Origin of the sequence: Bradyrhizobium sp. CER78 (assembly GCF_029846235.1) — a bacterium.
Lineage (GTDB): Bacteria > Pseudomonadota > Alphaproteobacteria > Rhizobiales > Xanthobacteraceae > Bradyrhizobium.
Map to the genome: position 1 here is coordinate 274,410 of NZ_JARVWP010000009.1, position 25,082 is coordinate 299,491.

Genomic DNA, 25,082 nt, shown 5'->3' on the forward strand with positions numbered 1-25,082 from the left:
GGGCCGCACGAAAGCAACCCGTCCAATGAAACCAATGCCTCGCCTAGCCCCTGGCCACGGTGCATTCGATCTGGCCGTGCGGCTCATCAGTGGGCAGAAAGACTTGGTTGTCGTTGTCGAGCCCGAAGGCCGATAGATTCATCAGGATGAAGTGCATGTTTGGACAGGCCATGCTGATGTCGGAAATCTCCGGCACCGCCGCGAGCGCGGCCTCGCCCATCCGGTAAAGGCTGTCCTGCACACTCCAGCTATAGGTCGTGGCAAACACCTGCAGCAGCGTAGCGAGAATCCTTGCGTTGGTCGCGGGATAGCTCGCCGGCCTGCCCGACCATCTCCATGTTGCGACCATGCTGGTCGCGCACAGCCGATCGTTGGTCGGCGGAATCGTCGTGTAGCGATCCTTGACGTAGTTCTCCCAGCCGGACTGCGTCGACTTCATGAAGGCAAAATTGTCGACGCCGGACGACATCGTCATTGGCCCGCCCCGCTTCACCGCGACTTCCACCGTCGGCCTGCCATTGCCGTCGAGCACGAAGCTGTGCGGATGCGGCTTTCCATCGAAGCTCAGCCGGCTCCATTTGGTCTCGTGCGAAGTGATCGACACCGAGGAGATCTGCGGATAGGTATCGAGATATCTCTGCGCCAGAACCTGACAGAAGTCTTCCGGACTCAGCCCGGTATTTTCCCGCGCCACGACATTGACGATGTTCTTGATCGTGTCGGTCGACACCGTCGAGGAATTGTCGGCGTGGGTGAAGGTGCGGGCGAAATCACCCTCGAGCATGGCCTTGATGCTGAGCTGGCTGACCTCGTGCCGGTCGCCGTCGCGATGAATCCGCATCACACGGACGCGGCCCTTACCGTATCGGTTTTTGATCAGCGGCACGTCTTGTCTCCAACGGGGCTGGCGATCGTACGGATGCTAACTCGGGTTCCGGATAGAGAGCAATGTTCGTGCCAGAGGTGGGCATCAGCTTCCGCGATACGTCGCGTAGCTCCACGGCGTCACAAGGAGCGGCACGTGCAAATGACCTTCCGGCTCACTCACGGCGAAGCGCAGCGTGATGCGATCGAGAAAAGGAGGATCCGCCAACGGCACACCGCGCGCGGCGAAATAGTCGCCGACGCTGAACGTGAGCTCGTATTTGCCGACCGGCACGGGACGTCCGCCAATCAGCGGCGCATCCGTTCGACCATCTCGATTGGTCGTCGCACTTGTCACCACCCGGCTGACGCCTAGTTCGGCCAATTCAACCAATTCGAGAGCGACGCCCGCGGCCGGCCTGCCGCTATTGGTGTCGAGCACGTGTGTTGTCAGCCGGCCGGACACGGCAAGGCGATCGGTGCTCGTCACCGACTGGTCCAGTCGCAGCGCGGCAATCCGGCAGATTTCATCGACCGAGGTCTGTGTTTCAGTCGCAAGGTCGTTCGGCAAACGCCGCGCGAAGTCGCGCAAGATCGAGTCCTTGGTGTGCCGGCGCACACAGACGATGTAGGGGAAGCCGAATTTCGAACGATAGGCCGTGTTGACGCGCTCGAACGCTTCATACTCGGCATCCGACAGGCGATCGAGACCGACACTGTTCTGTTCGGCGTTGGATTCCACGGTCAGCCCCGCAGCACGCTGCGTCTTGTCGGCGAGGTCGGGGTGTGCCTTGATGAGCGCCATCCGCAAGTCGGCCGGCGCTTGATCGACAGCCTCTCGCATCGCGGCAAACAGATCACCGATGCCGGTGAATGGCCGCCTGGCCGCCGCCCGTTCTGCGATCCATGGTGAATGTTCAAAGATATTGGCGAGCGCCGCGACGAAAGTATCGCGGCTGCAAGCGTTCAATTCGGCAAGCGGCTTGGACATCAACGATCCAGTTCTGACGGCACGCTCGGTGCGGGATTTCTCACCAGCCGGAATCCATCGAAACTCTCCAAGCGGCGCCTGGGACGCAGATAGACATCGGACGCAAGGACTGTTCCATCGAGGACGCGTGGCAGGCCCTGCTACCGGCGATCATAAGACCATCCGAACACGCCGCTCCGGCGCACCTCGGGTTCCGCGGCTGGGGCCGCCGCCGGCGCCTCCACCCGCGGCGCCGTCGAAGCAGCCGCACTGGACGGAACCGGCAGGTTGTCGCATTTCAGCGAATAGACCAATTCGCCCTTCTCGGTGCGGCCGATCGGAGCGCAATCGTCAACCACCGGCGCGGCCGGCCTTGCCGAGGGTTTGACGGTCGCTGGCTTGGTCTGAGCCCAGACTGGTGAGACCAGCAGCAGCAGGATAGGCAGAACCTTTTTCATGGGCAGCTCTCGAACACTTGTGCATTCAAACGGATCGAACCGGCAAAGTCCACGATAACACCGCTGATAGGTTGCCGATTATTTAGCCGTGACTAAGGAATTTGCTCGCCACTTCGTGAATCCACCCACCGTCGCAACCAACGCATGCGGGCACCACCTAACCCGGTAACGACGCCATTCGCGGACAAGGCGCATCGGCGTCGACGCAACTATCGGCAACGGGAGACAGGACATTGCCCAGGATATTCTTGACCGCGATCGGCGCGATCCTCATCAGCACGGCTTTGGTTCAGCATGCGACGGCAGCGCAACGCCACCACGCAAGGCCGGACCGGGCTGCAACGACCCTGACCTCGGGTCGCAATCTCGACTCCTACGCGGCCTGGCCGCGCGCCACATCTGAAGGATACGGAGGCCCCGCGCCAAGCTATTATCGCGGTGGCTACTCGGCCCCAGCCGGGCATTGACGGGACTTCTTCTCAACCCGACCTAATTTGCGACCTAGATCCGTAAGCTTCGCGCTCACCCGTAAGCCGACATTTAGCCAGCTTAGGGCCGAGCAGGCTTGTGCGGCTCCTACGGATGTATGGGTTCACGCTCTCGCGACGCTTAGAGCAATCCTATTTTTCATCGTGCCTTAAGGACCGAGCCGCTCTAGCGCCCGCGTCACCCGGCCGATGAAAGCGACGCGCCGGGGCTCCGAAGCAACATTCAAATGATACAGCGCGTGGTAGTCCACGCGCGCCTTGCCACCGGTGAACCAGCGCAGATAACGCTTGACGATCTTGCGCGGTGGATCGCTCATCCACAGCGCCATAAAGCGCGGCCGGCCGTAGGTGACGATGCCGATGATGCACGTGATGTTGTCGAGCATCGGCCTGACCTTGGCCGGATCGCTGATGTCGAAGGCAACGCCGGGCATGATCATGCGGTCAAGGAATCCCTTGAGCATCGCTGGCATGCCGAAGCACCAGGTGGGAAACTGCACCACCAGTACCTCGGCACGCTTCAGCCTCGCGATATAGCTTTCCAGCCCGGCCTGATTCCGCGACATATCGTGGTAGTGTCGCCGCGCATCTTCCGACAATACGGGATCAAACCTTTCGGCATAGAGGTCGAGCAGATCGACCTCATGCCCGGCCGCCTGCAAGGCCCCTAGCGCCCTTGCGCGAATGCCGGCGTGGAAGCTCTCAGGCAATGGATGGCAATAGACGTAGAGGACTCGCATGGGCTTGAGCGATCAATGCCTTGCCCGGCGTCGGGGCCGCGCCGTCGGCAGAAGCTGGTGCATGAGCATGGATGAACTCTCTATTCCGCCGCGGCCGTCCTGCCTGGCAAATCGTCATCTGGCCAAAGCTCCGAATAATCGGGAGGCTTCGCGGTAATCCGCCTGCCACCCTCGAGGACAACGCGGTCGGCCTGCGGCCGGCTGACGATCTCGTTGAGGCTGCGCGCGTTGAACACGATGAGCCGCGCCGGCGCGCCCTCGCCGATCGATCCATGCCCCTCTAGTTTCGCGATGCGCGACGGCATGCTCGCAACCAGCGACGGCGCCTCAGAAAGCGGATGATCGAAATGCAGGATACGCACGGCCTGCCGGAAGGTGTCGACCATGTCGTGATCCCCGTATGCGTAGAAGCTGTCGCGGCAATTGTCGCCGGCAGCAGCCACGCGGATTCCACGCTTGATCATCTCGTGCACCACCGTGACGCCTCGCCAACGCGGTGTTCGGCCGCTGCACCGGTCCTGGAGATACATATTGACCGTCGGCAGCGTCACGATGGATATGTCCGCTTCAGCCAGCAAGTCGAGCGTCCGATCGATCTCGCTGTCGCCCTGCACCGCAAGGCTGCAGCAATGGCCACAGACGACACGGCCCTTGTAGCCGTGCCGGAGCGCCGAGCGTGCGATGAAGGGCAGCGTCGCGGCGGCCGGGTCGTCCGTTTCGTCGACGTGGAGGTCGATATCGAGGTCATGGCGGGTGGCCAATGCGAACAGCCGATCGAGCTGTCGATCGATGTTGGCCTGCGGAGCGCCATGCATGCCGATCGCCGGACGCGTGACGCCGCCAAGCAGCCCTCCCGATTCCTTCACGATTTCGGCGACGCGGTCACCGAAGGAATCCATCAAGAGTTCGATCGGGCAGAGCGAGACCGCCTGCAGATCCACCCTGCCGGCCCATTCCTCGCGCATCTCGCGCAACACCGACCAGCTTCGCTCGGCGCTGTCATGATAGGTGTCGATATGCGTGCGGATTGCCGAGACACCGTGCGCGTGGGCACAGCGCAAGCCGAAACCCATGCGTCGCCGCAAATCGGGCGCCGTCCAGTTCGGACGGTCGGCGGCTGCGGCTAGCCGCGCGTTGTTGAAGGTTCCGTCGATATTCGGGTTGCGCTCGATCGAATGGCCTTTGTCGAGATGCGTGTGAACGTCGATCAGCGTCGGCCAAATCTGGCGGCCGCCGAGATCGACGCGCGCGATGGCATCGTCGCGAGTATCCTGCGCGGGCATGACACGCGCGATCTTGCCCTGCTCGACCAGCACGTCGACACGTATGACACCTTCATGATCGCTGTCCGCCGACCGTGCGGAATTTGCCAGCAGGCAAACCGGAATGCGCGCATTGGCAAGCCAATAGCGCGGCGCGTCGGACCAGGCAATCTCGGCGAAATGAATTGTCATAAGGCGTATTCAAACGTGTCAGAGGAACGTAGCAAGCATCAATTTGTGTCCGCGGCGATGCCTATTCGTCATCGTTCATGTCCGTTGCAAGCCCGGCATGGCAATGCGCATCTCCTCGAGCAGGACACTCGGAAATGCATCAAGCGTGCCACGGGCGCGCACCGCGAGCTTTATCGTGATCGGATCGACCCTGAGATCCTGGAACGGGATAAAGACAAGATCGCCGCGCGCGATATCGACGCCGATATCCACCGGGTTGAGGAAGGTGACGGCATTGCCCTCGCGCACGATCCGCATCATGAACGCGATGGAATTGCTCTCGATGGTCGGATGCAAGGGGATGCCGGCGCGCGTGAAGGCGAGTTCGACCACGGGACGGATGGTCATGGACGCATCGCCCAACACCAGCGGGAATTCGAGACAATCGGCGAGCCAGGCCGGCTTGCGACGCGTCAACGGATGTCCCGGCGCGACCACCGCGCCCAGGTGCAAGTCGTGGCTTGCCACGACGCGCAGGCCCGGCCCCGCGGGGAAATTATAGCCCAACGCGATATCGGCCTCGCCGGTGAGCACTGCATTCGGAATCTGATCGAGCGTCAGGACGCGCAGTCGAATATGCATGCGCGGATGCGCGCCCATCACCCCGGCAAGGAACCTGGGCAACGGACCGCCGGCGAGGCCGTTCATCGTCGCGATCGTCGCCTCGCCGCGCTGAAGACCCTTGAGCGCTTCGATCTGCGCCGCGACACGCTGGCTCGATTTCAGGGTCTCCCGCACATGCATGATCAGGATCTCGCCGGCGGAGGTCAGGCGGAGGCGGCGCGGCATGCGCTCGAAAATCGGTGCGCCCAATTCCGCCTCGAGCGCCAGGATCTGCCGGTTGATGGCGGAAGACGCCACGTTCAGCCGCGCCGCCGCCTTACGGATCGATCCGAACCGCGCCACCTCGTCCAGATAGGTCAGGATTCGGGCATGCAGCATTGGGAACTGGCCTCCAGCCATTTGATGATTCAATGCGTTGAATCCGCGCTGACGAGCCGCTGCCTAGTGTGAAAGCTCGTCGCCCAAGAACTAGCCATCGATGCCGCAAAAGCATCACAACGCACTAAAATTGATGCTTTCTAATCATTCGCATTTGCTGACATCCTTGCCAAGCCTGATCACACCAACGGATGTCGCAAATGACCACGCCCGTACGGATCTCCCGACATGCCATCGCTGGTGCGATGCTCCTTGGCATTGCCTGCGCTCCATCGTTTGCCGCTGCCGCCGACAAGATCACGCTGCTGTCGAGTTGGTTCGCGCAGGCCGAGCATGGCGGCTTCTATCAGGCCAAGGCGACAGGCCTGTACGAGAAGGCCGGCCTCGACGTCACCATCAAGATGGGCGGTCCGCAGGTGAACGGTATGCAGCTTCTGCTCGGCGGCGAAGCCGACGTCATCATGGGCTACGACATCCAGGTGCTGCAGTCGGTCGGGAAAGGCCTGCCCGTCGTCACCATCGGTGCGTCATTTCAAAAGGATTTGCAGGGCATGATGACGCATGATGACGTCAAGAGCCTCGCGGACCTCAAAGGCAAGGACATCCTGATCGCGAGCTCCAGTCACTCCACCTTCTGGCCGTGGCTGAAGACCAGGTTTGGCTTTGCCGAAAACCAGGCCAAGGCTTACACGTTCAACCTTCAGCCGTTCTTTGCAGACGCCAACGTCGCCCAGCAGGCGTATCCCTCATCCGAGCCGTTCCAGGCGTTGCAGAAGGGTGTAGCGGTCAACTTCTTCCTGTTCGCGGATGACGGCTATCCCCCTTACGGCACGACGATGGTGACCACGACCAAGCTGGTCGCAGAGAAGCCGGACGTGCTGAAGCGTTTCGTGCGCGCGTCGATGGAGGGCTGGAAGAGCTATCTGACCGACGATCCCGCCGCTGCCAACGCACTGATCAAGGCAGATAACCCGAAGATGACTGACGATCAGATCGCCTTCGGCGTCAAGCGCATGAAGGAATTGAAGGTGGTCGATGGCGGCGATGCCCAGACCATGGGCATCGGCGTGATGACCGACGCGCGCTGGAAGTCGACTTACGACTTCATGGTGGCCGGCGGCCTGCTCGACAAGAGCGTCGACTACAAGAAGGCGTTCACGACGCAGTTCATCGACGGCATGAAGATTCCGATGAACTGACACGCAGCGCAGCTGATCCCAGCTGCGCCCCCCGATACGACAGACGAACGCCGGCGATGCAACAACACAAGGCCAGTTCCGCCCTTACCGAAGTGCTGCCGCCCCTGGTGGTTGGCGTGATCATCGTCACCGCCTGGGAAACCGCCTGCCGCATCTTCGCCATTCCAGCCTACCTCTTTCCGGCGCCAAGCGCGATCGCGCAGGCGATCGTCGTCGATACGCCGGGACTGATGCGGGAACTCTGGAGCACGTTGAAAGTGGCGCTGACCGCGCTTGGTCTCGCAACCACGATCGGCTCGGCCCTGGCGTTCCTGTTTGTGCAGAACAGGCTGATCGAGCGCAGCTTCTTCCCCTACGCTGTCATCATGCAGGTGACGCCGATCGTTGCCATTGCCCCATTGATCATCATCCTGGTGAAAAATACGCAGGTTGCGCTGATCATCTGCGCCACGATCATTGCCGTCTTCCCGATCATCTCCAACACCACCGTCGGCCTTCGCAGTATCGAGAGCGGCCACCAGAACCTGTTCGCTATCAACCGTGCCACACGTCTGCAGAGCCTGCTTTATCTACGCATACCGAGCGCCCTGCCGTTCTTCTTCGCCGGCTTGCGCGTCGCCAGCGGCCTCGCACTGATCGGCGCGGTGGTGGCCGAATTCGTCGCCGGCACCGGCGGCCGCAGCGCGGGCCTCGCCTATGAGATCATGCAGTCCGGTTTCCAGCTCGACATACCCCGCATGTTCGCTGCGCTGTTCCTGATCACCATCACCGGCATCGCCCTGTTTCTGGCGATGGCCGCCCTGTCGAAGCTGGCGCTCGGCCGCTGGCACGACAGCGAGTTCGAGCGGGACGGCTGATGTCCCGCGAGTTGCCCGCAACACAACACGTCCCGACGAGGTTCGCATGCTGACCACCAAGCAGAAGGTGCTGCGCCGTTTCTGGTACGCGGTGATGCCGCTCTCCGACCTCGCAAACGGACCAAGGCCGTTCCGTCTGCTCGATGAGGACATCGTGCTGTTCCTCGGCCCGGATGGAAGCCCGGCCGCGCTCAGGGACCGCTGTTGCCACCGCACCGCCAAGCTCTCGAGAGGCTGGTGCAAGGACGGGCAAATCGTGTGCGGCTATCACGGCTGGACCTACGACTCCACCGGCAAGCTCGTGCACGTCCCGCAATTTCCGGTGCAGCAGGAAGTGCCGAACCTGTCGACGCCCGCCTATCACTGCCAAGCGCGCTACGGCTATGCCTGGGTGGCACTTGATGAGCCGCTGGCGCCGATCTTCGAGGTGCCCGAGGACAGCGACCCGTCGTTCCGCTACGTGCCGCAGTTCTACGAAATCTGGAACACCTCGGCCCTGCGGATGATGGAGAACTCCTTCGACAACGCCCACTTTGCCTTCGTGCATCAGGGGACATTCGGCCAGGCCGACCAGCCGCTCCCTGACAAGTACGAGATCACGGAAACTGACTACGGGTTCGAGGCCGAGACGCTGATCACCGTCATCAATCCACCGATCCAGCACCGGATATCCGGAACCGATGCCGCCACCACCACGCGTCACATGCGCAACAAATGGTACATGCCGTTTTGCCGCCGGCTCGACATCGAATATCCGTCGGGCCTTCGCCACATTATCTTCAACTCGGCGACGCCGATCGACGACAGCCATATCCAGCTGGTGCAGTGGCTTTACCGCAACGACACGGAAGAGGACTGCCCGGCGCAGCTGCTGAACGACTGGGACTACAAGATCACGCGGGAGGACAAGGACATCATCGAGTCCACCGACTATGACACCCCCATCGACGTCGGTCGCCGCGCCGAAGCCAACATGGTGTCGGACCGGCCCGGCATGATCATGCGCAAGCGGCTGATGAAGCTCCTCGAAGACCACGGCGAGGCGGAGGTCTATCGCGCCGCTTGAACCTCCGATTGCAGGTCGCCACAGATGTCCGACGCCACCCTGTCCATGCCAAACACTCTCGCTGCCGCGTGCTACCCGATCAAGGCCCTGCTCGCCGACATCGGCGATATCGCGACGAGCCTCGATCCGGCCGATCTGCGGCGGAAGTCGCGCGACTACTACTGGTATTCGCCAATCCTCGCCGCCCGGTTGAGGGACAAGGTTGCAGACATCATCATCACGCCGCGCGACGAGGCCGACGTGGTCCGCGTCGCCGCCGCCTGCTACCGCCATCGCATCCCGCTCACCGTGCGGGGAGGCGCGACCGGAAACTACGGTCAATGCGTGCCGCTCGAAGGCGGCGTTCTGCTCGACATGTCCGCCATGAACCGCATCGAATGGCAGACGCCGGGTATCGTCCGCGTCGAAGCCGGCGCCAAGCTGTTCGACATTGACGCACAGACCCGGCCGCTCGGTTGGGAGCTCCGCATGCATCCGTCCACCAAGCGCATGGCGCAGATCGGCGGCTTTGTCGCCGGAGGATCCGGCGGTATCGGCAGCGTCACCTTTGGCGGCATGCGCGAGCCCGGCAACATCCTCGCCGCGCGTATCGTCACCGTAGAGGAGACGCCGCGCGTGATCGAGCTGCGCGGCGACGCGGCGCAGAAGATCAGCCGCGCCTACGGCACAACAGGCATCATCACGGTGCTGGAAATGCCGCTGGCGCCGGCGCTGCCATGGATCGACGTGATCGTTGCCTTTGACGACTTCGCTGAGTCAATCCGCTTCGGTCGCGCGATCGCAATGGCGGACGGCGTGGTCAAGAAGCTGCTGGCGCCGATCGAGTGGCCGCTACCGCAGAACTTCGCCAGCCTTCGCCAGTATTGCCCTGACGGCAAGGCTGTGCTGCTCGGCATGATCGGATCGATGTCGATCGAGAGCTTCGAGACGCTGCTCGACTCATTCGGCGGCACCCTCACCTACAAGGCGCCGAGCGAGGACGTGCTTACGAAGGCGCCGCTCTACGAGCATAGCTGGAACCACTGCACGCTGCAGACGTTCAAGGTCGATCGCAGCATCACCTACCTGCAGGTGCTCTATCCACACAACCGCATTGTCGAGGCGGCCGCAGAGATCGGCGCCCGGTTCGAAGGCGAGGTGATGCAGCACCTCGAATTCATCCGCATCAACGGACTAATGACCGCGAGCGGACTCCCCGTGATCCGCTATTCGACGCCGGAACGCCTCGACGAGATCATGGCAGCCTATGAAGCACTCGGAATCATGATTGCCAATCCGCATGTTGTTACGCTGGAGGACGGCAGCCGATACAAGCGCGTCGACGCCGACCAGCTGAGCTTCAAGCATGAGGTGGATCCGCTCGGCTTGCTCAATCCGGGCAAGATGCGCAGCTTCGTTCCGCGCTTGCCGGGAGCGCAGCAGTGAATGTCATGCCCATGTTCGAGGCGAAGCCTCCCGAGCTCGTCGCCGCGCCCGCCCCATCGCGCGCATTGCTGCAGCTTGCGGGCGTCTCCAAGACCTTCACCAACAGGACGCTGGCGCTTGAGGGCGTTGACCTGACCGTCCGGCCCGGCGAGTTCCTCACCTTGCTCGGAGCGTCGGGCTGCGGAAAGTCCACGCTCCTGAAGATGATCGCCGGCCTCAGCGCGCCCACGACCGGTACCATCGACTGGCCGACCTCGACCTACGATGCGCGCGGAGAGCCCGACCGCTCGCTCGGCTTCGTGTTCCAGGAACCGACGCTGCTGCCTTGGCGGACGGTGTTCGACAACGTCTATCTGCCGCTGATGCTCGGCGGCGCGCGTCGCCGGGATGTGCGCGAGCGCATCATGGAAGTACTGGCGCAGGTCGGCCTCACGCGCTTTGCCGACGCTTATCCGCGCGAGCTCTCGGGTGGCATGCGAATGCGTGTCTCGGTGGCTCGTGCCATGGCGACCAACCCGCGCATCCTGTTGATGGACGAACCTTTCGCCGCGCTGGACGAAATCACTCGCACGAAGCTCAACAACGATCTTATGCAACTGTTTGCGAAGAACAACCTCACGGTGATCTTCGTAACCCACAGCGTCTACGAATCGGTCTATTTGTCGTCGCGGATCGTGGTGATGCGCGCACGGCCCGGCCGCATGAGCACCGAGATCGCGATATCAGCACCCTACCCACGCAACGAAGACTTCCGCGTCTCGCCGATCTACAACGATTATTGCCGACGCGCTTCGGAGGCGCTGCGCCAAGCCATGGCGCAGAGCACCGACGAGCCGGAGTGAACACGGTGCTCCGCCATCTCATCCATGCGGGAATCCGCAAGCCGTTTGCCAATTACAGCCATGCGGTCGAAGTACAGGCCGGCGCACGACTGCTTTTCTGCTCGGGCCAACTCGGCATCTCGGCGAGCGACCGCATCCCGGAGGGCGTTGAAGAGCAGTCGGCGCTCTGCTTGGAGGCCATCGGCTTGTGCCTAGCCGAAGCCGGCATGGGCTTTCGCGACCTCGTACGCATCAACGCCTATGTTACGGATCGCGCATGCATGGCGCCCTATATGGCCGTGCGCGATCGCTACGTGGCACTGCCGGCACCGGCCTCGACCCTGATGATCGTCAGCGGCTTTACGCGACCGGAGTTCAAGGTCGAATTCGAGGCCCTTGCGGCGAAGTGACAGCCGCAGCGCACGAATGCTTTTGTCGCGATTTCAATTGCATACCCGATCGGTATACGAGCCCTATGCATTTGGCTCCAAAGCCATTGGCGTCCTAGACATGGAGTCGGCGCGCGAGATACGCTAGGCCATCGTCGCCAGACGCGGTATCTGGCACCCGCACAACCATCGCACGCTGCTTCGCGGCCGAGACAGCAACGGTCGTGCAGGTCTCTCGCCGCGCTACGGGCAGGAGTACAAAATCGCGGCAAATCGCAGTTTGGCGGACAAAATCGAGGGAGCGACTCGAACCCCTGACCCGAACGATCTGGTTTTGGTTCTGCAGCAAGCGGTATGTCGCTGTGACGGGCAGAACAGGTTGTCCGTTTTGCTCGCTCTAATTTCCGATTCTACGACGAGCAAGTAATCGACCTGTCCCATCGGATCTGCGTGCTGTATCGAATGGGGTGAAGACACAGAAACAAGGGAAAAGCCGAACAGCAATCTGGTGATGTCCGCCAAACCACAAAGCGTCGCACGAAACCCGTTTTGTTCTCGTCGACCGCTCCGCGAAGGGCTTGGAAAACAAGAGTTTTCCAATGGTGGGCGCACCAGGGCTCGAACCTGGGACCCGCTGATTAAGAGTCAGCCTCGGGCTGAGGACAATCAATGGCTTACTGGTCGCACCACTGGGCTTATCCGGCCGAAAATGGGCATTCGTCGCACGATCATAATGCTTCGGTGGATTGTCTGTTACTCTGAACTACCCGTCGGATCGAAAGGCGTATTCCGCGATCGGCGGCATCGCGCGCCTGCCCTCCGTAGGCAAAGGTCACACGTTCGAATCGTGTCGGGTGCGCCATCTTTTCAGGCATTTTGGGGTGCTCTCCCGACCCGGCCGTTTCGCTTCGCACAAGCAGCGCGGGGCGGGACGACCACTGGACCTCCCCGAAGGCGATGCAAATCGCTTCCATCGATCATGGATGATCGATCAGAGTAGGCGGAAAGGCTTCCGAAATGTCCCCACCGGGTGACGTTCGCAGAGCCACCCGTTACCTGGCACAGCGGCCGGGCTCGCTATTTCACCTTCTGCTTCCCGGCTGGGGCGAGCACGACCGAGGCCTCGGTAGTCAGCACCCGGAAAGTGAACGTCTCCTGGAGGTAGAGCCCGACCGTTGTGTCGGTGTGGTTGAGATAGCCGATTGAGAGATCTTGGCCGATATCCAGCTCGAAATCGCCTCCTCGCGTCGTTAGAACAAAGGCGCCGTCGATGGCAGGCGCCCAGAAAACACCGCCATCAGCGAGCCGTTCGACGTGGTGGAAAACCGGGTATCCTTCATCACTTCCGCCGCTGGCCGCGGTGTACGCCTCCGCCCCAAGAACAAGGGCATATGGCCCATTGCAGCCGGCAAGCCTGAGTTCACTTACCGCTTGCGCGACGGCACTTGGATAAGCTCCTGCATTTGTGGGAAGAATTAGCCCTGAGTTGTTGCTGGCCCGGCGAATGCCCTCGATCCCTGCGGCAGCATATCCGTCGAAAATCGCACGGTCCTCCGCAAATGCAATTTTGCGGGCAGCGACTTTGACCGGCGTCCAATCAGCGTCCAGGGCGCCGCGCTCGACGTCATCAATCTGCTGGCGGGAGAGCTGGAATGGGACGCGCAATTCGACGAGCGCCTTCATCTCGCGCTGCTGTGCCGTGATGCCCTCGCCTGGAGCCTGGAGTTGTTTGACATGGCCTGTGCATACCCCCGAAAAGCCACTCCCCCTAGCCTCGGGCACGTCGACCACACGCCGGCCGGCAAGGTGTCGCTTCAGGGTACGGGAAGCTTCCTGCTCGATTTGAGCCCATGCCGCATCGGATATTGGAGCGAGTTGCCGGTGGAGATTATTCATGGTTCGCCTTCTTGTTTAAGGAGCCAATTCCAAGCGACCCGTCGCTGACGGACAGATGTGTAGGAGCGGGATCTGACGAATCAGCCCAACGCCGCTCAACGTCGACCTGCGCCTCCGCGTCGGAAGCCGTGGCGCCGATGCCTTCAGGCGAGACCTCGTCGAGAAATGTTGCTGACGGCACGAAGAACAGCGCACCCGTAACGGCACGGCTGAAATCCAGCAACCGATCGTAGTTGCCAGCTGGTCGGCCGACAAACATGCTCTCGAGCATCTGCTCGATCCGGCGGGGCGAACGAGCGTAGCCTATGAAATAGGTGCCAAATTCACCCTTGCCAATTTCGCCGAAAGGCATGTTGTCGCGCACGATCTCGAGCTGCTCACCATCTTCGATGATCGTCGTCAGGACGTTATGTGCGTAGGGTGCCTTGGCCGAATCCTGCTGCTCGATGTCGGACAGCTTGTGGCGACCGATGATACTCTCCTGCTCCGGAATGGATATGGCGTTCCATCGCTTCAGGTCGTGCAAATACTTCTGGGTGATGACGTAGCTTCCGCCAGCGAATGCAGGATCCTCCTGTCCGACGGTCGTCGCGTTGACCGCGCCTTGATCGGACGGGTTCTCAGTTCCGTCGACGAATCCAAGCAAGTCGCGATCGTCAAAGTATTTGAACCCATGGACCTCGTCGATCGTCGTGACGGCCGTGCCTAGTTGGGACATGATCTGCGAGGCGAGCTCGAAGCACAGGTCCATGCGGACGGACCGAATATGAAAGAGGATGTCGCCCGGCGTGGAAACAGCGTGATGCACCCCGTGGATTTCCTTGAAGGGGTGGAGATCCCTGGGCCGCGGACGACCAAATAATCGATCCCAAGCATCGGAGCCCAACCCCATCACGCATGATAGCCGCGCTTCGAGATCCCGAAAGCCGACGGCTCGCAGCAGAGCCGACAGATCGGCACATAGACCGCGCACCGCAACTTCGCTGTCCTTTCCCGGATTGATCCTGACGACGAGAAATATCGCGGCTCGCGTCAGTTTCGCGATGACTGGTTGTGGTACGACGGGTGGCACGATCACTCCATGGCGGCCGGTCCGGAGCCCTCAAAGCGCTGCGTGCCCGTCCGCCTGAACATAGCGCGCGGCGTCGGTGCAGCGGCGGGTCTTCAGAACGAGGCGCGGAGCGGATACAACCGGTAACGCGATCGGGATAACGGAGACACCAGGCCGCGGTATCCCTTGAGGTGCATTCACTCCGATTGGTCAGGCCGAGATCTGGTCAATCCATATCCCGGAAGGCATGGCCATCTGCCTTGACGCCCGCGATCACGCTCGGCGGCAAAAGATCCTGAGCGGAGGTCCCGTCAAAAACCCAATCGCCCTTGTCCGCGAGGTCCGGGAGTTGCGCGCCCTTGCGGACGTAGATCCCAATCGTCGGCTTTTTCACATTGATGTAGAGATCGTATTCTTCCATTGCGTCGATGCTTCCCTATTGCTCTGTCGCGCCATTCATCCGCTACGGAGCAACCGCCATGCCAATCTGAGTGCATCGCGATATCAATGGCTTATGCCGATCTGACAAACCGGTTCTGACAAACTGTCCGAACCAGCAAGGACAAATTGTCCAAACTACGCACGCACGCCTTACGCGGCCCCGAGTCAGATGCCGTCGGCGTGAAATCTGCCGCGGCGATCCCGCTGCAATATCCCGGCTATCCGAGATTGACCGGACGACCCGACGGTTCTTCTTCCAGTGTCAGCGCGATGTCCGCGTTAGCGGATAGGCGTACCTTGTCGCCCTCGACGCCGGCGACGAATCCCAACTCGATATAGTGCTGATGACCTTTGTGATGCCCGAAGCTGTCGCTCTTCTTCAGCCTGATGCGATCGCCTTCGACCCGATCGACTGTGCCGACATGCACGCCGTCAGCGCCGATGACTTCCATTCCGCCGTTGATCTTGTTCATGACCGTACCTCTCCCTTCGAGTCCATTGCGATGGTTGTGTGAGCTATCATCCACGTACCCGCAGACTGTTCGTACCGATTGCTATTTGATGGGGCGTCCGGACTTTTCCTCCTCAAAGAGTTCAACGATGTTGGCATCGGAGCAGAGCCGTACCCTCTGATCCACGACGCTGTCCACGAAATCCATACCGATATAGTGGTGGTGTCGCTTGTGGTGTCCGCTGCTTTCGCTCTTCTTCAGCTTGATGCGATCGCCCTCGATGCCGTCGACGACACCGATCTGCACGCCGTCAAACCCGACGACAGCCATGCCTTCTTTGATCTGATGTTCCTTCATAAACTGCACCTGCTCGTTTCCATGTCATTCCAGGTTGACGCTCAGATCGCTTCGTCATCATCCGGCGGCTTCACGGCCTTCCCGTTGAAGGTCAAACCGTCCTTCCCGGAGGAAACCTGTACCGTGGAGCCGTCGCGGACGTCGCCGGCCAGCAACATCTCAGCCAACGGATCCTGCACATAGCGCTGGATCACTCTCTTTAGCGGCCGGGCGCCATAGGCCGGATCCCAGCCCTTCTCAGCTAGCCAGTTCTGGGCCTTGGCATCAAGCGACAACGCAATCTTGCGTTCGTCGAGGAGTTTCCGCAGTCGCGCAAATTGAATATCGACGATCCGCCCCATATCGTTCTTTTGCAACCGCTGGAACAGGATGATCGCGTCGACGCGGTTGAGGAATTCCGGTCGAAAATGCGCGCGGACCATCTCCATGACCTTGTCGCGAACGGCGCTCGTCTTTTCGCCTTCCCCCTGGCTGACGAGGTATTCCGCGCCCAGATTCGACGTCATGATGATGAGTGTGTTGCGGAAATCGACGGTACGACCCTGGCCGTCGGTCAGGCGACCGTCGTCCAGCACCTGCAACAACACATTGAAGACGTCCGGATGCGCCTTCTCGATCTCGTCGAACAGCACAACCTGATACGGCCGTCGCCGCACAGCTTCTGTGAGGACGCCACCCTCGTCGTAGCCGACATAGCCTGGAGGCGCGCCGATGAGCCGTGCGACCGAATGTTTCTCCATGAACTCCGACATGTCGATGCGAAGGATTGCGTGCTCATCATCGAACAGGAACTCCGCGAGCGCCTTCGCCAACTCTGTTTTGCCGACGCCGGTGGGACCAAGGAACATGAACGAGCCCATCGGCCGATTCGGATCTTGCAATCCCGCGCGAGCCCGTCGTACTGCGGTCGACACGGCGCGAACGGCCTGCGTCTGTCCGACGACGCGCTTGGCGATCATCTCCTCCATCTGAAGAAGTTTTTCCCGCTCGCCCTCCAACATCTTGTCGACCGGAACACCGGTCCAGCGCGAAACCACCTGAGCTATGTTGTCGGCCGTGACCGTCTCGCTGATTGAGCTGGTCTCACTGGCCTCAACGGCGGCCAGCTTCTTTTCGAGTTCGGGAATCGTGCTGTATGACAGCTCGCCCGCGCGCTGATATTCACCTTTGCGTTGCGCATTCGCCAGCTCCGTGCGCAGCTGTTCGAGCTGCGCCTTCATCTTCTGGGCGTCCGAGAGCTTGCTCTTCTCGGCCTGCCATTTCGTCGTCATGTCGGCGGAGCGCTTCTCGAGATCGACCAGCTCTCCGTCGAGTGTCTTCAGACGGCTCTTCGACCCGGCATCGCTTTCCTTCTTGAGCGCCTCCTGCTCGATCTTGCGACGCACGATTTCACGGTCAAGCGAATCCAGTTCCTCCGGCTTGGAGTCGACCTGCATCTTGAGCCGCGCCGCCGCCTCGTCGACAAGGTCAATGGCCTTGTCCGGAAGAAACCGATCGGTGATGTAGCGGTTGGACAGCGTTGCGGCGGCGACCAGCGCGGCGTCCGAGATCCGAACGCCATGATGCTGCTCGTACTTGTCCTTGAGGCCGCGCAGGATCGATATCGTATCCTCCACTGTGGGCTGCGACACGAATACCGGCTGGAAACGGCGGGCAAGCGCAGCATCCTTCTCGACGTGCTTGCGGTATTCGTCGAGCGTGGTCGCGCCTACACAGTGCAACTCGCCGCGAGCTAACGCCGGCTTGAGGAGATTGGAAGCATCCATCGCGCCATCGGTCTTGCCCGCTCCGATAAGCGTATGCATCTCGTCGATGAAGAGGATGATGCCGCCATCCGCCGACGTCACCTCGGAAAGCACCGCCTTCAATCGTTCTTCGAACTCACCGCGGTACTTGGCGCCCGCAATCAGGGCGCCCATATCGAGCGCGAGCAGTTTCTTGTCGTGCAGGCTTTCGGGAACGTCACCGTTGACGATCCGCAAAGCGAGCCCTTCGACGATGGCGGTCTTGCCGACACCTGGTTCGCCGATCAGGACGGGATTGTTCTTGGTCCGGCGTGACAGAACCTGGATTGTGCGGCGGATCTCCTCATCGCGGCCGATCACCGGGTCGAGCTTGCCTTCACGCGCGGCCTGCGTCAGATCGCGGGCGTACTTCTTCAGTGCATCATAGGCATTCTCGGCTGACGCGCTGTCCGCGGTGCGGCCCTTGCGGAGCATATCGATCGCGGCACCGAGCGTCTGGGCGTTGACGCCGCCCTGCGCCAGGATCTTCGCTGCTTCGCTGTTCTTGTCCATGGACAAGGCTTGCAGCAGGCGTTCGACGGTGACGAAGCTGTCGCCGGCCTTTCCCGCCAGCTCCTCGGCGGCGGTAAACAGGCGCGCGGTATCGGGCGCCATGTAGACCTGCCCCGCGCCTGACCCGGACACCTTCGGCAATCCTGCCAAAGCCGCCTCCGTCGCGTGCAGGATCACCCGCGAGTTTCCACCTGCCCGATCGATCAGACTGGCGGCCAGGCCTTCATTGTCGTCGAGCAACACTTTGAGCACATGGAGAGGCGTGAACTGTTGGTTGCCCTCTCTCGTTGCCAGAGACTGCGCCGACTGGATAAAGCCCCTTGCGCGGTCGGTGTACTTTTCAGCGTTCATAGAACTATCCCTCGGACCCGCGGTCTGTCGTCAAATGGCCAGGAATGGAGCTGCGATCCGGTTCGTATCGGTGCGGCAGGCTGTATGCCCAGGAGCTTCTGCCTCATCTCTTCGGCATTTGGCCTCGGCGGGATGGACGATGACGACGCGATCGGACATGGCGGTTACTCCCTGCTTGATGCTCAGTTCCGGCTCCAAGGGACGCGATATGAATCGCCCGCCACTTCAGCGTGGCGTCGCGCGAGGGACTGCTGATCGCGCAATCTTTGCGTCGAGGCGCTGTTGTAGTCTGGCGACCTCGACGAGCATCCGCTCATGGGTCCCCTTGCCGATTTGCTCGATTTCATCGGAGGCGCTGACGACAAACGCGATCCGGCGGCCTTCGACCGCTGTGACCTCGGCTGTGGCAGTCACCGTCTGCCCGACTGTGGTCGCGGTGAGATGCTGCACATTGACCAAGGTGCCGACCACGCTTTCACCCGGCTCGAGATAGCCACGAACGGCGTTCAACGCAGCATTCTCCATCGCCATGATCATGACCGGCGTCGCCAGCACCGGCGGCAGGATGCTATCCTTGACGCGGTTGGCCAGGTGTTCGGGCTTCACGACAAGCGCGAAGCGTCCGGTTGCGCCAATCGGTACGGCCTTCATTGATCACGCCGCCTGCTTGAAGAGATCATCGACATATTCCCAGTTCACGAGGTGGTCGAGAAACGCTCTGATGTAATCCGGCCTGCGATTGCGATAGTCGATGTAGTAGGAGTGTTCCCATACGTCGCAGCCCAATATGGGCTTTGCCCCATGGACGAGCGGGTTCTCACCGTTGGGTGTTTTCATGACGATGATCTTGCCGTTCTCGACGGCCAACCAGCACCAGCCGGAGCCGAACTGTCCGACGCCGGCAGCCACAAACTCTTCCTTCATCTTCTCGATCGAGCCGAAATCCGCGTTGATTTTCCTTTCAAGTATCCCTGGCAGGGCTGCTCGAGCGTGCGGCTTCATCCATTTCCAGAAGTCGGTGTGGTTCAGGTCCTGGCTCGCGTTGTTGAACAGGGGAACGTTGTGCCCGAAAGAGCCGATCACGACGTCCTCCAGGCTCATTCCTTCCCATTCGGTACCTTTGATGAGGGTATTGAGGGCATTCACGTACGCGGCATGATGCTTGTCGTGATGGTACTCCAGCGTTTCCCTCGACATGTAGGGAGCGAGTGCATCATGGGCGTAGGGCAGATCGGGAAGGGTGAAGGACATAGATATCTCCTCTGGAGAGAACCTCGGCGACGGCATGGTGATTGCCACGCGACCGCGCTACTGCCGCGAGATCCTGAGCAACTCATGTGCCACATCTGAAGTTCTACGATATCAATCAGTTGCGTTGCGGGGGGAGGTGCTTTCAGACAACTTGTCGAAAGCAAACCGGACAAAATGTCCTGCGTATCGCGTTGGAGCTCGGCTCACCAAACTGAGGATGAAAGATTGCTTGTCAAAACAGCGGTTCGACATGGATCGAACTCGAATGACGGCAAGTGGCGATCACCGCGGGCGCGTCTACGCCCCCCCCGGCGCACATGGAGCGCGTACGCCCAGATGGGCTGCTCGATAATGCATCAATGCCGGCCGTTTCGTCAGATCAGCCAAACGACGCGAAAGCTCAGCATCGGCTCCTTGATCGAGCTCTGTAGGCGTTTCGGAACCAAGCATCGAGACGACGGCGCGACTAGTCGGCGTCGTCGAGCGGCGGCCGGGCCGCGCGAAACCCGTGCGCGTCCGCAAAACGAAGTGCCTCAACGATCATCGTCTTCACGACCTTGGGCTCATCATCGTGATTGAGCTCGTACTCCAACAGCATTGAGGCAAACGCCTCCTCGTCGACCTTTTCCAGCGCATCGGCCAGTTCAATCAGCGTCATTACGCATCTCCTTGTTCGCGATCTCGCCTGCCGCTGGTGCAGCGGGGCACCCGACTGGCCTAGTCCGCCCGATCATACATGACCGCAAGGGCAGCAAGGGCGAGCAGGATGTACTCGCCGTTGTAGTCGGCGTCCTCGTCGGTGGAGAGATCGAATTGCTGCCACACGCCGTCCAGCTTTCCGGCATCATGCTCGGCAACGACCTTGACGGCGACTTCGCGGATGGCATCGAACTGCGAGAAGTCGAAGTGCAGCCCCTCGCCGTCCATGAACAGCCCATGGCTCTGCAAGAAGGCCGCCATCGGCATCGTCGTCTCGCTGATGTAAAAGAGGAGGTCGTCCGCTTCCAATGGCCGATCCTGTGCCTGCGGCATGAGACCGACCTGATTGATGAGCAGATGCGCTTTGGCCTGCATATCATTCGATAGCTGCTGGTTGGACACAACGGTCATTTCTGAAGCTCCTCGCTCTTCACACCCCGGTCGAGCGCCGTCACTACCGGCAGGGAAGCATCGGCCGGCCTGGCATCATTTGATGCGGCGTCCCTGGAAGCACCCCTCGTTGGTGGTGTTCTCGCGCATGTTTGCTGTGTCACCTTGTTCCGCGTAATTGTCTTCACGCTTCTTCGACGACGTATCCTTCTTGACTTCGGGATCACCGCCGGTGCCCTTCGGGCTGCGGCTGGCCGGCGGAACAGGGGGCATTTTTCCATGATGACGTGGCATGCTGCGTCTCCTTCTCCTTGACCTCAGACTGATTGTTGCACCCGGTTGAGGCTCCGACCGCCCTTGGCGATTCCAGCAACCGCCATGCCAGGCGAGGCTTCATGCGATATCAATCGCTTAATCACTGCAACGAGGAACCGACGGACAATTTGTCTTTCCAGCGGGACGAAATGTCACCGGCTCTTCGGTCATCGTCAATCCTCGGCAGGCAGCCAGACCGTAAAGGTCGTACCCTTGCCGGGTTCGCTCTCGACTGAGATCCTACCACCGTGGCGCGTTACGAGCATCTGGCTGATGGACAGCCCTAACCCGGTTCCCTCCCGCCTCTTGGTGGTGAAGAACGGATCGAAGATCCGCTGCATCACGTCCGGCGTCATGCCGCCACCGGTGTCCGTCACATCGATGACGACGCCACGGCGCCTTCCCTCATTTCGATCGAAGGTCCGAATTGTCAAACGCCCGCCTCCCGACGTCGCGTGAATTGCATTGACAAGGAGATTGACGAGCACCTGCTGCAATTCGGTGCGGTTCATTGAGATGAGGCGTGAGGCGTGATATTCCGTTTCGACGCCGATCGTTGTCTTGTTCAGCAGATGTTGAACGAGTGGCAACGTATCGGTGACGACGACGGCAGGATCGTATTGATCGGTAAAGCCGGCATACTCCTGCGGCTTGGCGAATTGCAGGAGCCTCGTCACAATTTCACTGACACGATGCATCTGCTCGTCGATAAGCCGAAACTCGGTTTTTGCTTCGTCGGCCCTGGCGCCCATCATATCCCTGATGATCTCCAGGTTCCCCTGCATCACCGCGATGGGATTGTTGATCTCATGGGCCACACCGGCGGTGATTTCGCCGATTGCCGCGAGCTTCTCCGACATGATGAGCTGCTTGGTGGTTGCTTCGAGCTGCTGGTTCGCATGCACGAGCTTGTTTGTGCGCTCCTCGACGCGCTGGTTGAGTTCCTGGTTCCATTGCCGCAGCTGAGCGTCGCGCTCGTGGATCTGATCGAGCAGTCGATCCAGATGGACCGCAACCTGCTCGATCTCGTCGCGCCCATCGACGGGTCCGGTTCGTGCGCCCAATTCGCCGCTTTCCACTTTCGAGATCGTCGTCGTCATCCGCTCAAGCGGCCGGAAGATACTTGCCGCCCATGTCAAAAACAGCGGGACAGTCAGTGCAACAGCAACAGCGAATGCCAGCGCGATTTCCAGAACGGTACCGCGCTTTGCTACCGTGAACGGTTGCCGGAGATAACCGGCATAGAGCATTCCGACGCGATGATTATAGCTGTCACGGATCGGCTCATACGCAGAGATGTACCAGTCGTTGACCACGAATGCGCCGTCGAGCCAGGTCTGGCCACGATCGAGAACCGCATCTCGGACCTCCGCAGAGACGCGCGTGCCAATTGCCCGCTGCCCCTCGAACATCCTCACATTGGTGCTGATACGCACATCATCGAGGAAGAGCGTAACGGTCCCGCGACTGCCTTCAGGCAACCCCGCGCCGGAGTAGATTAGATCGTTGATCGTGTCGACAAACGCAAGGTTCTGATTGAGCAGCATCCCACCAACCAACGCCGCCTTTCGTGCATTCGGCAGCGAAACCGGCGTCGCCGACTGCAGCACCAGCCCTCGGCCCTCCTGCGTCCGCGTGGTCGGCGCGCTTCCGGGCGTCGTTACGATGTCGATCTGAGCACGTTTCGGAAGATCGGCGGAGATCGCCGCAAGTTCCATGGATTGAAACACATCAATCGCGGTTCGTGCTCGCCCCTCAAGCGCTGAGCTGATGACAGGCCAATTCCATCGTGGCGCGGCAGCCATCTGATACTCACTCGCGATCACCGCGCCGTCGTCAGTGACAACGTAGAGAAAATCGAATCCGCGTGCCTGTGCGATGTCTTTTAGATAATCGCTCATGGCCCCCCGCTCATAACCTGGGGTTTGTACGATCGACTGAAAGCGCGCGGAGTTCACCGACGACACCAGATAATCCTCCGTGTTCTCGAAAATTCGCCCGAGATACTGCCTGGCGATCGTCAGGTCATCATGGACCTTGGACGTCAATACCGCGTCGAACCTCACGTTCCAGCGATAAATGCTGATTCCAAGCAGCAGCGGAAGGATGACGAGCATCGGCAAGAGCGCCATCGCCAGCAGGCGATACCGCACGGAGGCCCTTGGAGAAAAACTCGCGATCAGAGGTGCCAGCTTGCGCATTTGCGGTCGATCGTTTTGCGCGAGATCCCGAGACGGCGTGCCGCTTCCTCACGGTCGCCCTCCGACTCGCGAAGCACAAAAAGAATATGCCGCCGCTCTACATCGGCGAGTGTGACATCACTTGTCGATCTTTCGCCGCGCGACTTGAGATAATCCTCCCGGAACTCACCGAGGATCACCGTCCGCTCGATCAGATTGCGCAGCTCGCGGATATTGCCTGGCCAATCGTACTGCAAGAAGAACGTCCGCATTCTGGCATCGATCGGAACGCGCGGCATGCCAAGCTGCTCGGCAATCTCGCGCATGAAGATCTCGGCAAGCTCGAGCACATCCTGATCGCGGTCCCGAAGAGACGGAAGCTCGACCTGCATGATGTTGATACGAAAATAGAGATCCGCCCGAAAAGTGCCGGCTGCAACCCGCTTTTGCAGATCGGCGTTGGTGGCGAAGACATACCGGGCGTCGATCGGCACCTCTCGCTCCGAGCCGACGGGACGTACCCGACGATCCTCGAGCACACGCAACAGCTTGCTCTGCAAATGATATGGCAGCTCGCCGATCTCGTCCAGGAAAAGGGTGCCTCCCTGCGCGAACATGAACAGACCCTCTCGGGCCTTCCCTGCGCCTGTGAACGCCCCCCTCACATGGCCGAACAGTTCGCTTTCGATCATTTCCGAAGGGATTGCCCCGCAGTTGACCGGCACGAACAGCTTGTCCGCTCGATTTGACAACGAATGGAGCGATCGAGCGGCGACCTCCTTCCCTGTTCCGGACTCGCCGGTAAACAGAACCGGCGTCGGCAAAGGCGCCACCCGGGCGATAGTCTCCCGCGCCTTTTGAATTGCTGCGGATGCCCCAAGGAGTTTGTTGCGCAGATAAAGCTGCTGCGAGGATGACTTCATCTCATGGCGCAGCACAAAGTTCTCTCGCTGCAGTCGCGCCCGATCGAGGCAACGCGCAACGGCATTCAGCAATTGATTGGATCGAAATGGCTTGATGACAAAGTCAATGACGCCGATGCGCAGTGCGCCAATTGCCGTATCCAGATCGGCATAGGCGGTCATAAGGATGACATCGGTGAAGAACCCGATCGCTCGCTGCTCCGCAAGCCAGTCCAGGCCAGTCTTTCCGGGCATGACGTTGTCGAGGATAACGACGTCGAAATGCTGCCCGTCGAGTTTCCGGGATGCATCCTTGGCGTCCGCGGACTCCTCGATCAGCTTGCAGCGCGGGCGCAGGAGTTTGACGAGGAAATTGCGCATGCCCGGTTCGTCGTCAACGATCAGAATCGAGGCTTGCGCAAGCCAAGGTCCGAATTCCGGGTCGACCACCGGTTCGGCAACGTCACGCGGGGCTTCCTCAGACATCCATATCTCTCCCGACTCCGCTCTCGACGACCACCATCTCAACGCAGGGCGATGACCGTCTCCAGCGCAATGAAAAAGCGAGGGCAAAACGATATCCCTACCACAAGCCGCACTGAGCCATAAGTCATTCCGCTACTCGGCCCGCTCGCGAACATCGCGGGAGGCACAAACCCTCGATTGAAGCGGTCGTCCGCGATCGTCGGTTCGCAATAGCGAAAACGTCCTGACGTTGGCATGTTGCTCCTGTCCATCTCTGGGTTGTTCTCCGGGGCGACGATATGCTCGCGTTGGCGCTCGCGCGG

General features: G+C 60.7%; 25 protein-coding genes and 1 tRNA gene. 6 read left to right on the plus strand and 20 right to left on the minus strand.

Features of this window, described 5'->3' with window-relative positions:
- Positions 1 to 43 precede the first annotated feature (43 nt).
- The 6 genes from pucL to QDT69_RS21500 form a co-directional block, all read right to left on the minus strand.
- Positions 44 to 886 (minus strand): factor-independent urate hydroxylase, encoded by an 843-nt coding sequence (gene pucL, locus QDT69_RS21475; protein WP_279708461.1) that lies wholly within the window; start codon positions 884 to 886, stop codon positions 44 to 46.
- Between the two features lie 84 nt (positions 887 to 970).
- Positions 971 to 1,855 carry a 2-oxo-4-hydroxy-4-carboxy-5-ureidoimidazoline decarboxylase gene (gene uraD / locus QDT69_RS21480; RefSeq protein WP_279708462.1) on the minus strand — a complete coding sequence of 295 codons (885 nt, stop codon included), beginning with the start codon at positions 1,853 to 1,855 and terminating at the stop codon, positions 971 to 973.
- Positions 1,856 to 1,995: 140 nt separating this feature from the next.
- Positions 1,996 to 2,292 carry a hypothetical protein gene (locus QDT69_RS21485; RefSeq protein WP_279708463.1) on the minus strand — a complete coding sequence of 99 codons (297 nt, stop codon included), beginning with the start codon at positions 2,290 to 2,292 and terminating at the stop codon, positions 1,996 to 1,998.
- Between the two features lie 637 nt (positions 2,293 to 2,929).
- Positions 2,930 to 3,520, minus strand: a complete 591-nt coding sequence (locus QDT69_RS21490) for an NAD(P)H-dependent oxidoreductase (RefSeq protein WP_279708464.1) — start codon at positions 3,518 to 3,520, stop codon at positions 2,930 to 2,932.
- Between the two features lie 80 nt (positions 3,521 to 3,600).
- Complete coding sequence (locus QDT69_RS21495) at positions 3,601 to 4,974, minus strand: cytosine deaminase (protein WP_279708465.1); 1,374 nt, start codon at positions 4,972 to 4,974, stop codon at positions 3,601 to 3,603.
- Positions 4,975 to 5,049: 75 nt separating this feature from the next.
- Positions 5,050 to 5,955, minus strand: a complete 906-nt coding sequence (locus QDT69_RS21500; RefSeq protein ID WP_279708466.1) for a LysR family transcriptional regulator — start codon at positions 5,953 to 5,955, stop codon at positions 5,050 to 5,052.
- A gap of 200 nt (positions 5,956 to 6,155) precedes the next feature.
- On the opposite strand from QDT69_RS21500, the gene QDT69_RS21505 reads away from it, so the two are divergent.
- The 6 genes from QDT69_RS21505 to QDT69_RS21530 are packed head-to-tail and all read left to right on the plus strand — an operon-like array spanning position 6,156 to position 11,733.
- A complete protein-coding gene (locus QDT69_RS21505; RefSeq protein ID WP_279708467.1) occupies positions 6,156 to 7,154 on the plus strand; it encodes an ABC transporter substrate-binding protein in 999 nt (332 codons plus the stop codon).
- Between the two features lie 56 nt (positions 7,155 to 7,210).
- Entirely contained in the window at positions 7,211 to 8,011 is an 801-nt protein-coding gene (locus tag QDT69_RS21510) for an ABC transporter permease (RefSeq protein ID WP_279708468.1), read from the plus strand.
- 46 nt (positions 8,012 to 8,057) lie between these two features.
- Entirely contained in the window at positions 8,058 to 9,077 is a 1,020-nt protein-coding gene (locus QDT69_RS21515) for an aromatic ring-hydroxylating dioxygenase subunit alpha (RefSeq protein ID WP_279708469.1), read from the plus strand.
- A 24-nt stretch (positions 9,078 to 9,101) separates the two neighbouring features.
- Positions 9,102 to 10,502, plus strand: coding sequence for an FAD-binding oxidoreductase (locus QDT69_RS21520; RefSeq protein ID WP_279708470.1), 1,401 nt, complete (start codon positions 9,102 to 9,104; stop codon positions 10,500 to 10,502).
- An 11-nt stretch (positions 10,503 to 10,513) separates the two neighbouring features.
- On the plus strand, positions 10,514 to 11,344 hold the full coding sequence (locus QDT69_RS21525; protein WP_279708471.1) for an ABC transporter ATP-binding protein: 831 nt from the start codon (positions 10,514 to 10,516) through the stop codon (positions 11,342 to 11,344).
- A gap of 5 nt (positions 11,345 to 11,349) precedes the next feature.
- Complete coding sequence (locus QDT69_RS21530) at positions 11,350 to 11,733, plus strand: RidA family protein (RefSeq protein ID WP_279708547.1); 384 nt, start codon at positions 11,350 to 11,352, stop codon at positions 11,731 to 11,733.
- A gap of 579 nt (positions 11,734 to 12,312) precedes the next feature.
- Here the strand turns inward: QDT69_RS21530 and QDT69_RS21535 are convergent.
- From QDT69_RS21535 to QDT69_RS21600, 14 genes are all read right to left on the minus strand, one after another.
- A tRNA-Ser gene (locus QDT69_RS21535) sits at positions 12,313 to 12,413 on the minus strand.
- Positions 12,414 to 12,789: 376 nt separating this feature from the next.
- Entirely contained in the window at positions 12,790 to 13,608 is an 819-nt protein-coding gene (locus tag QDT69_RS21540; RefSeq protein WP_279708472.1) for a family 1 encapsulin nanocompartment shell protein, read from the minus strand.
- Complete coding sequence (locus QDT69_RS21545) at positions 13,601 to 14,680, minus strand: Dyp-type peroxidase (protein WP_279708473.1); 1,080 nt, start codon at positions 14,678 to 14,680, stop codon at positions 13,601 to 13,603. Before QDT69_RS21545 ends, QDT69_RS21540 begins: the two co-directional genes overlap by 8 nt.
- A 205-nt stretch (positions 14,681 to 14,885) precedes the next feature.
- Positions 14,886 to 15,080, minus strand: a complete 195-nt coding sequence (locus tag QDT69_RS21550; RefSeq protein ID WP_279708474.1) for a hypothetical protein — start codon at positions 15,078 to 15,080, stop codon at positions 14,886 to 14,888.
- Positions 15,081 to 15,318: 238 nt separating this feature from the next.
- Positions 15,319 to 15,573 carry a DUF2171 domain-containing protein gene (locus QDT69_RS21555; protein WP_279708475.1) on the minus strand — a complete coding sequence of 85 codons (255 nt, stop codon included), beginning with the start codon at positions 15,571 to 15,573 and terminating at the stop codon, positions 15,319 to 15,321.
- Positions 15,574 to 15,654: 81 nt separating this feature from the next.
- Positions 15,655 to 15,909, minus strand: a complete 255-nt coding sequence (locus tag QDT69_RS21560) for a DUF2171 domain-containing protein (RefSeq protein ID WP_279708476.1) — start codon at positions 15,907 to 15,909, stop codon at positions 15,655 to 15,657.
- 41 nt (positions 15,910 to 15,950) lie between these two features.
- Positions 15,951 to 18,557 (minus strand): ATP-dependent chaperone ClpB, encoded by a 2,607-nt coding sequence (clpB, locus tag QDT69_RS21565; protein ID WP_279708477.1) that lies wholly within the window; start codon positions 18,555 to 18,557, stop codon positions 15,951 to 15,953.
- Positions 18,558 to 18,782: 225 nt separating this feature from the next.
- Complete coding sequence (locus QDT69_RS21570) at positions 18,783 to 19,208, minus strand: hotdog domain-containing protein (protein ID WP_279708478.1); 426 nt, start codon at positions 19,206 to 19,208, stop codon at positions 18,783 to 18,785.
- Positions 19,209 to 19,211: 3 nt separating this feature from the next.
- Positions 19,212 to 19,808 (minus strand): superoxide dismutase, encoded by a 597-nt coding sequence (locus QDT69_RS21575; RefSeq protein ID WP_279708480.1) that lies wholly within the window; start codon positions 19,806 to 19,808, stop codon positions 19,212 to 19,214.
- Positions 19,809 to 20,274: 466 nt separating this feature from the next.
- Entirely contained in the window at positions 20,275 to 20,466 is a 192-nt protein-coding gene (locus QDT69_RS21580; protein WP_279708481.1) for a hypothetical protein, read from the minus strand.
- Positions 20,467 to 20,525: 59 nt separating this feature from the next.
- The gene (locus QDT69_RS21585; RefSeq protein ID WP_279708482.1) at positions 20,526 to 20,918 is read right to left on the minus strand and encodes a hypothetical protein; all 393 of its coding nucleotides are present in this window, start codon (positions 20,916 to 20,918) and stop codon (positions 20,526 to 20,528) included.
- A 75-nt stretch (positions 20,919 to 20,993) separates the two neighbouring features.
- The gene (locus QDT69_RS21590; RefSeq protein WP_279708483.1) at positions 20,994 to 21,191 is read right to left on the minus strand and encodes a hypothetical protein; all 198 of its coding nucleotides are present in this window, start codon (positions 21,189 to 21,191) and stop codon (positions 20,994 to 20,996) included.
- 194 nt (positions 21,192 to 21,385) lie between these two features.
- The gene (locus tag QDT69_RS21595; protein WP_279708484.1) at positions 21,386 to 23,413 is read right to left on the minus strand and encodes a HAMP domain-containing sensor histidine kinase; all 2,028 of its coding nucleotides are present in this window, start codon (positions 23,411 to 23,413) and stop codon (positions 21,386 to 21,388) included.
- Positions 23,392 to 24,780 carry a sigma-54 dependent transcriptional regulator gene (locus tag QDT69_RS21600; RefSeq protein WP_279708485.1) on the minus strand — a complete coding sequence of 463 codons (1,389 nt, stop codon included), beginning with the start codon at positions 24,778 to 24,780 and terminating at the stop codon, positions 23,392 to 23,394. The genes QDT69_RS21595 and QDT69_RS21600 overlap by 22 nt, the downstream gene beginning before the upstream one ends.
- Between the last annotated feature and the right edge of the window lie 302 nt (positions 24,781 to 25,082).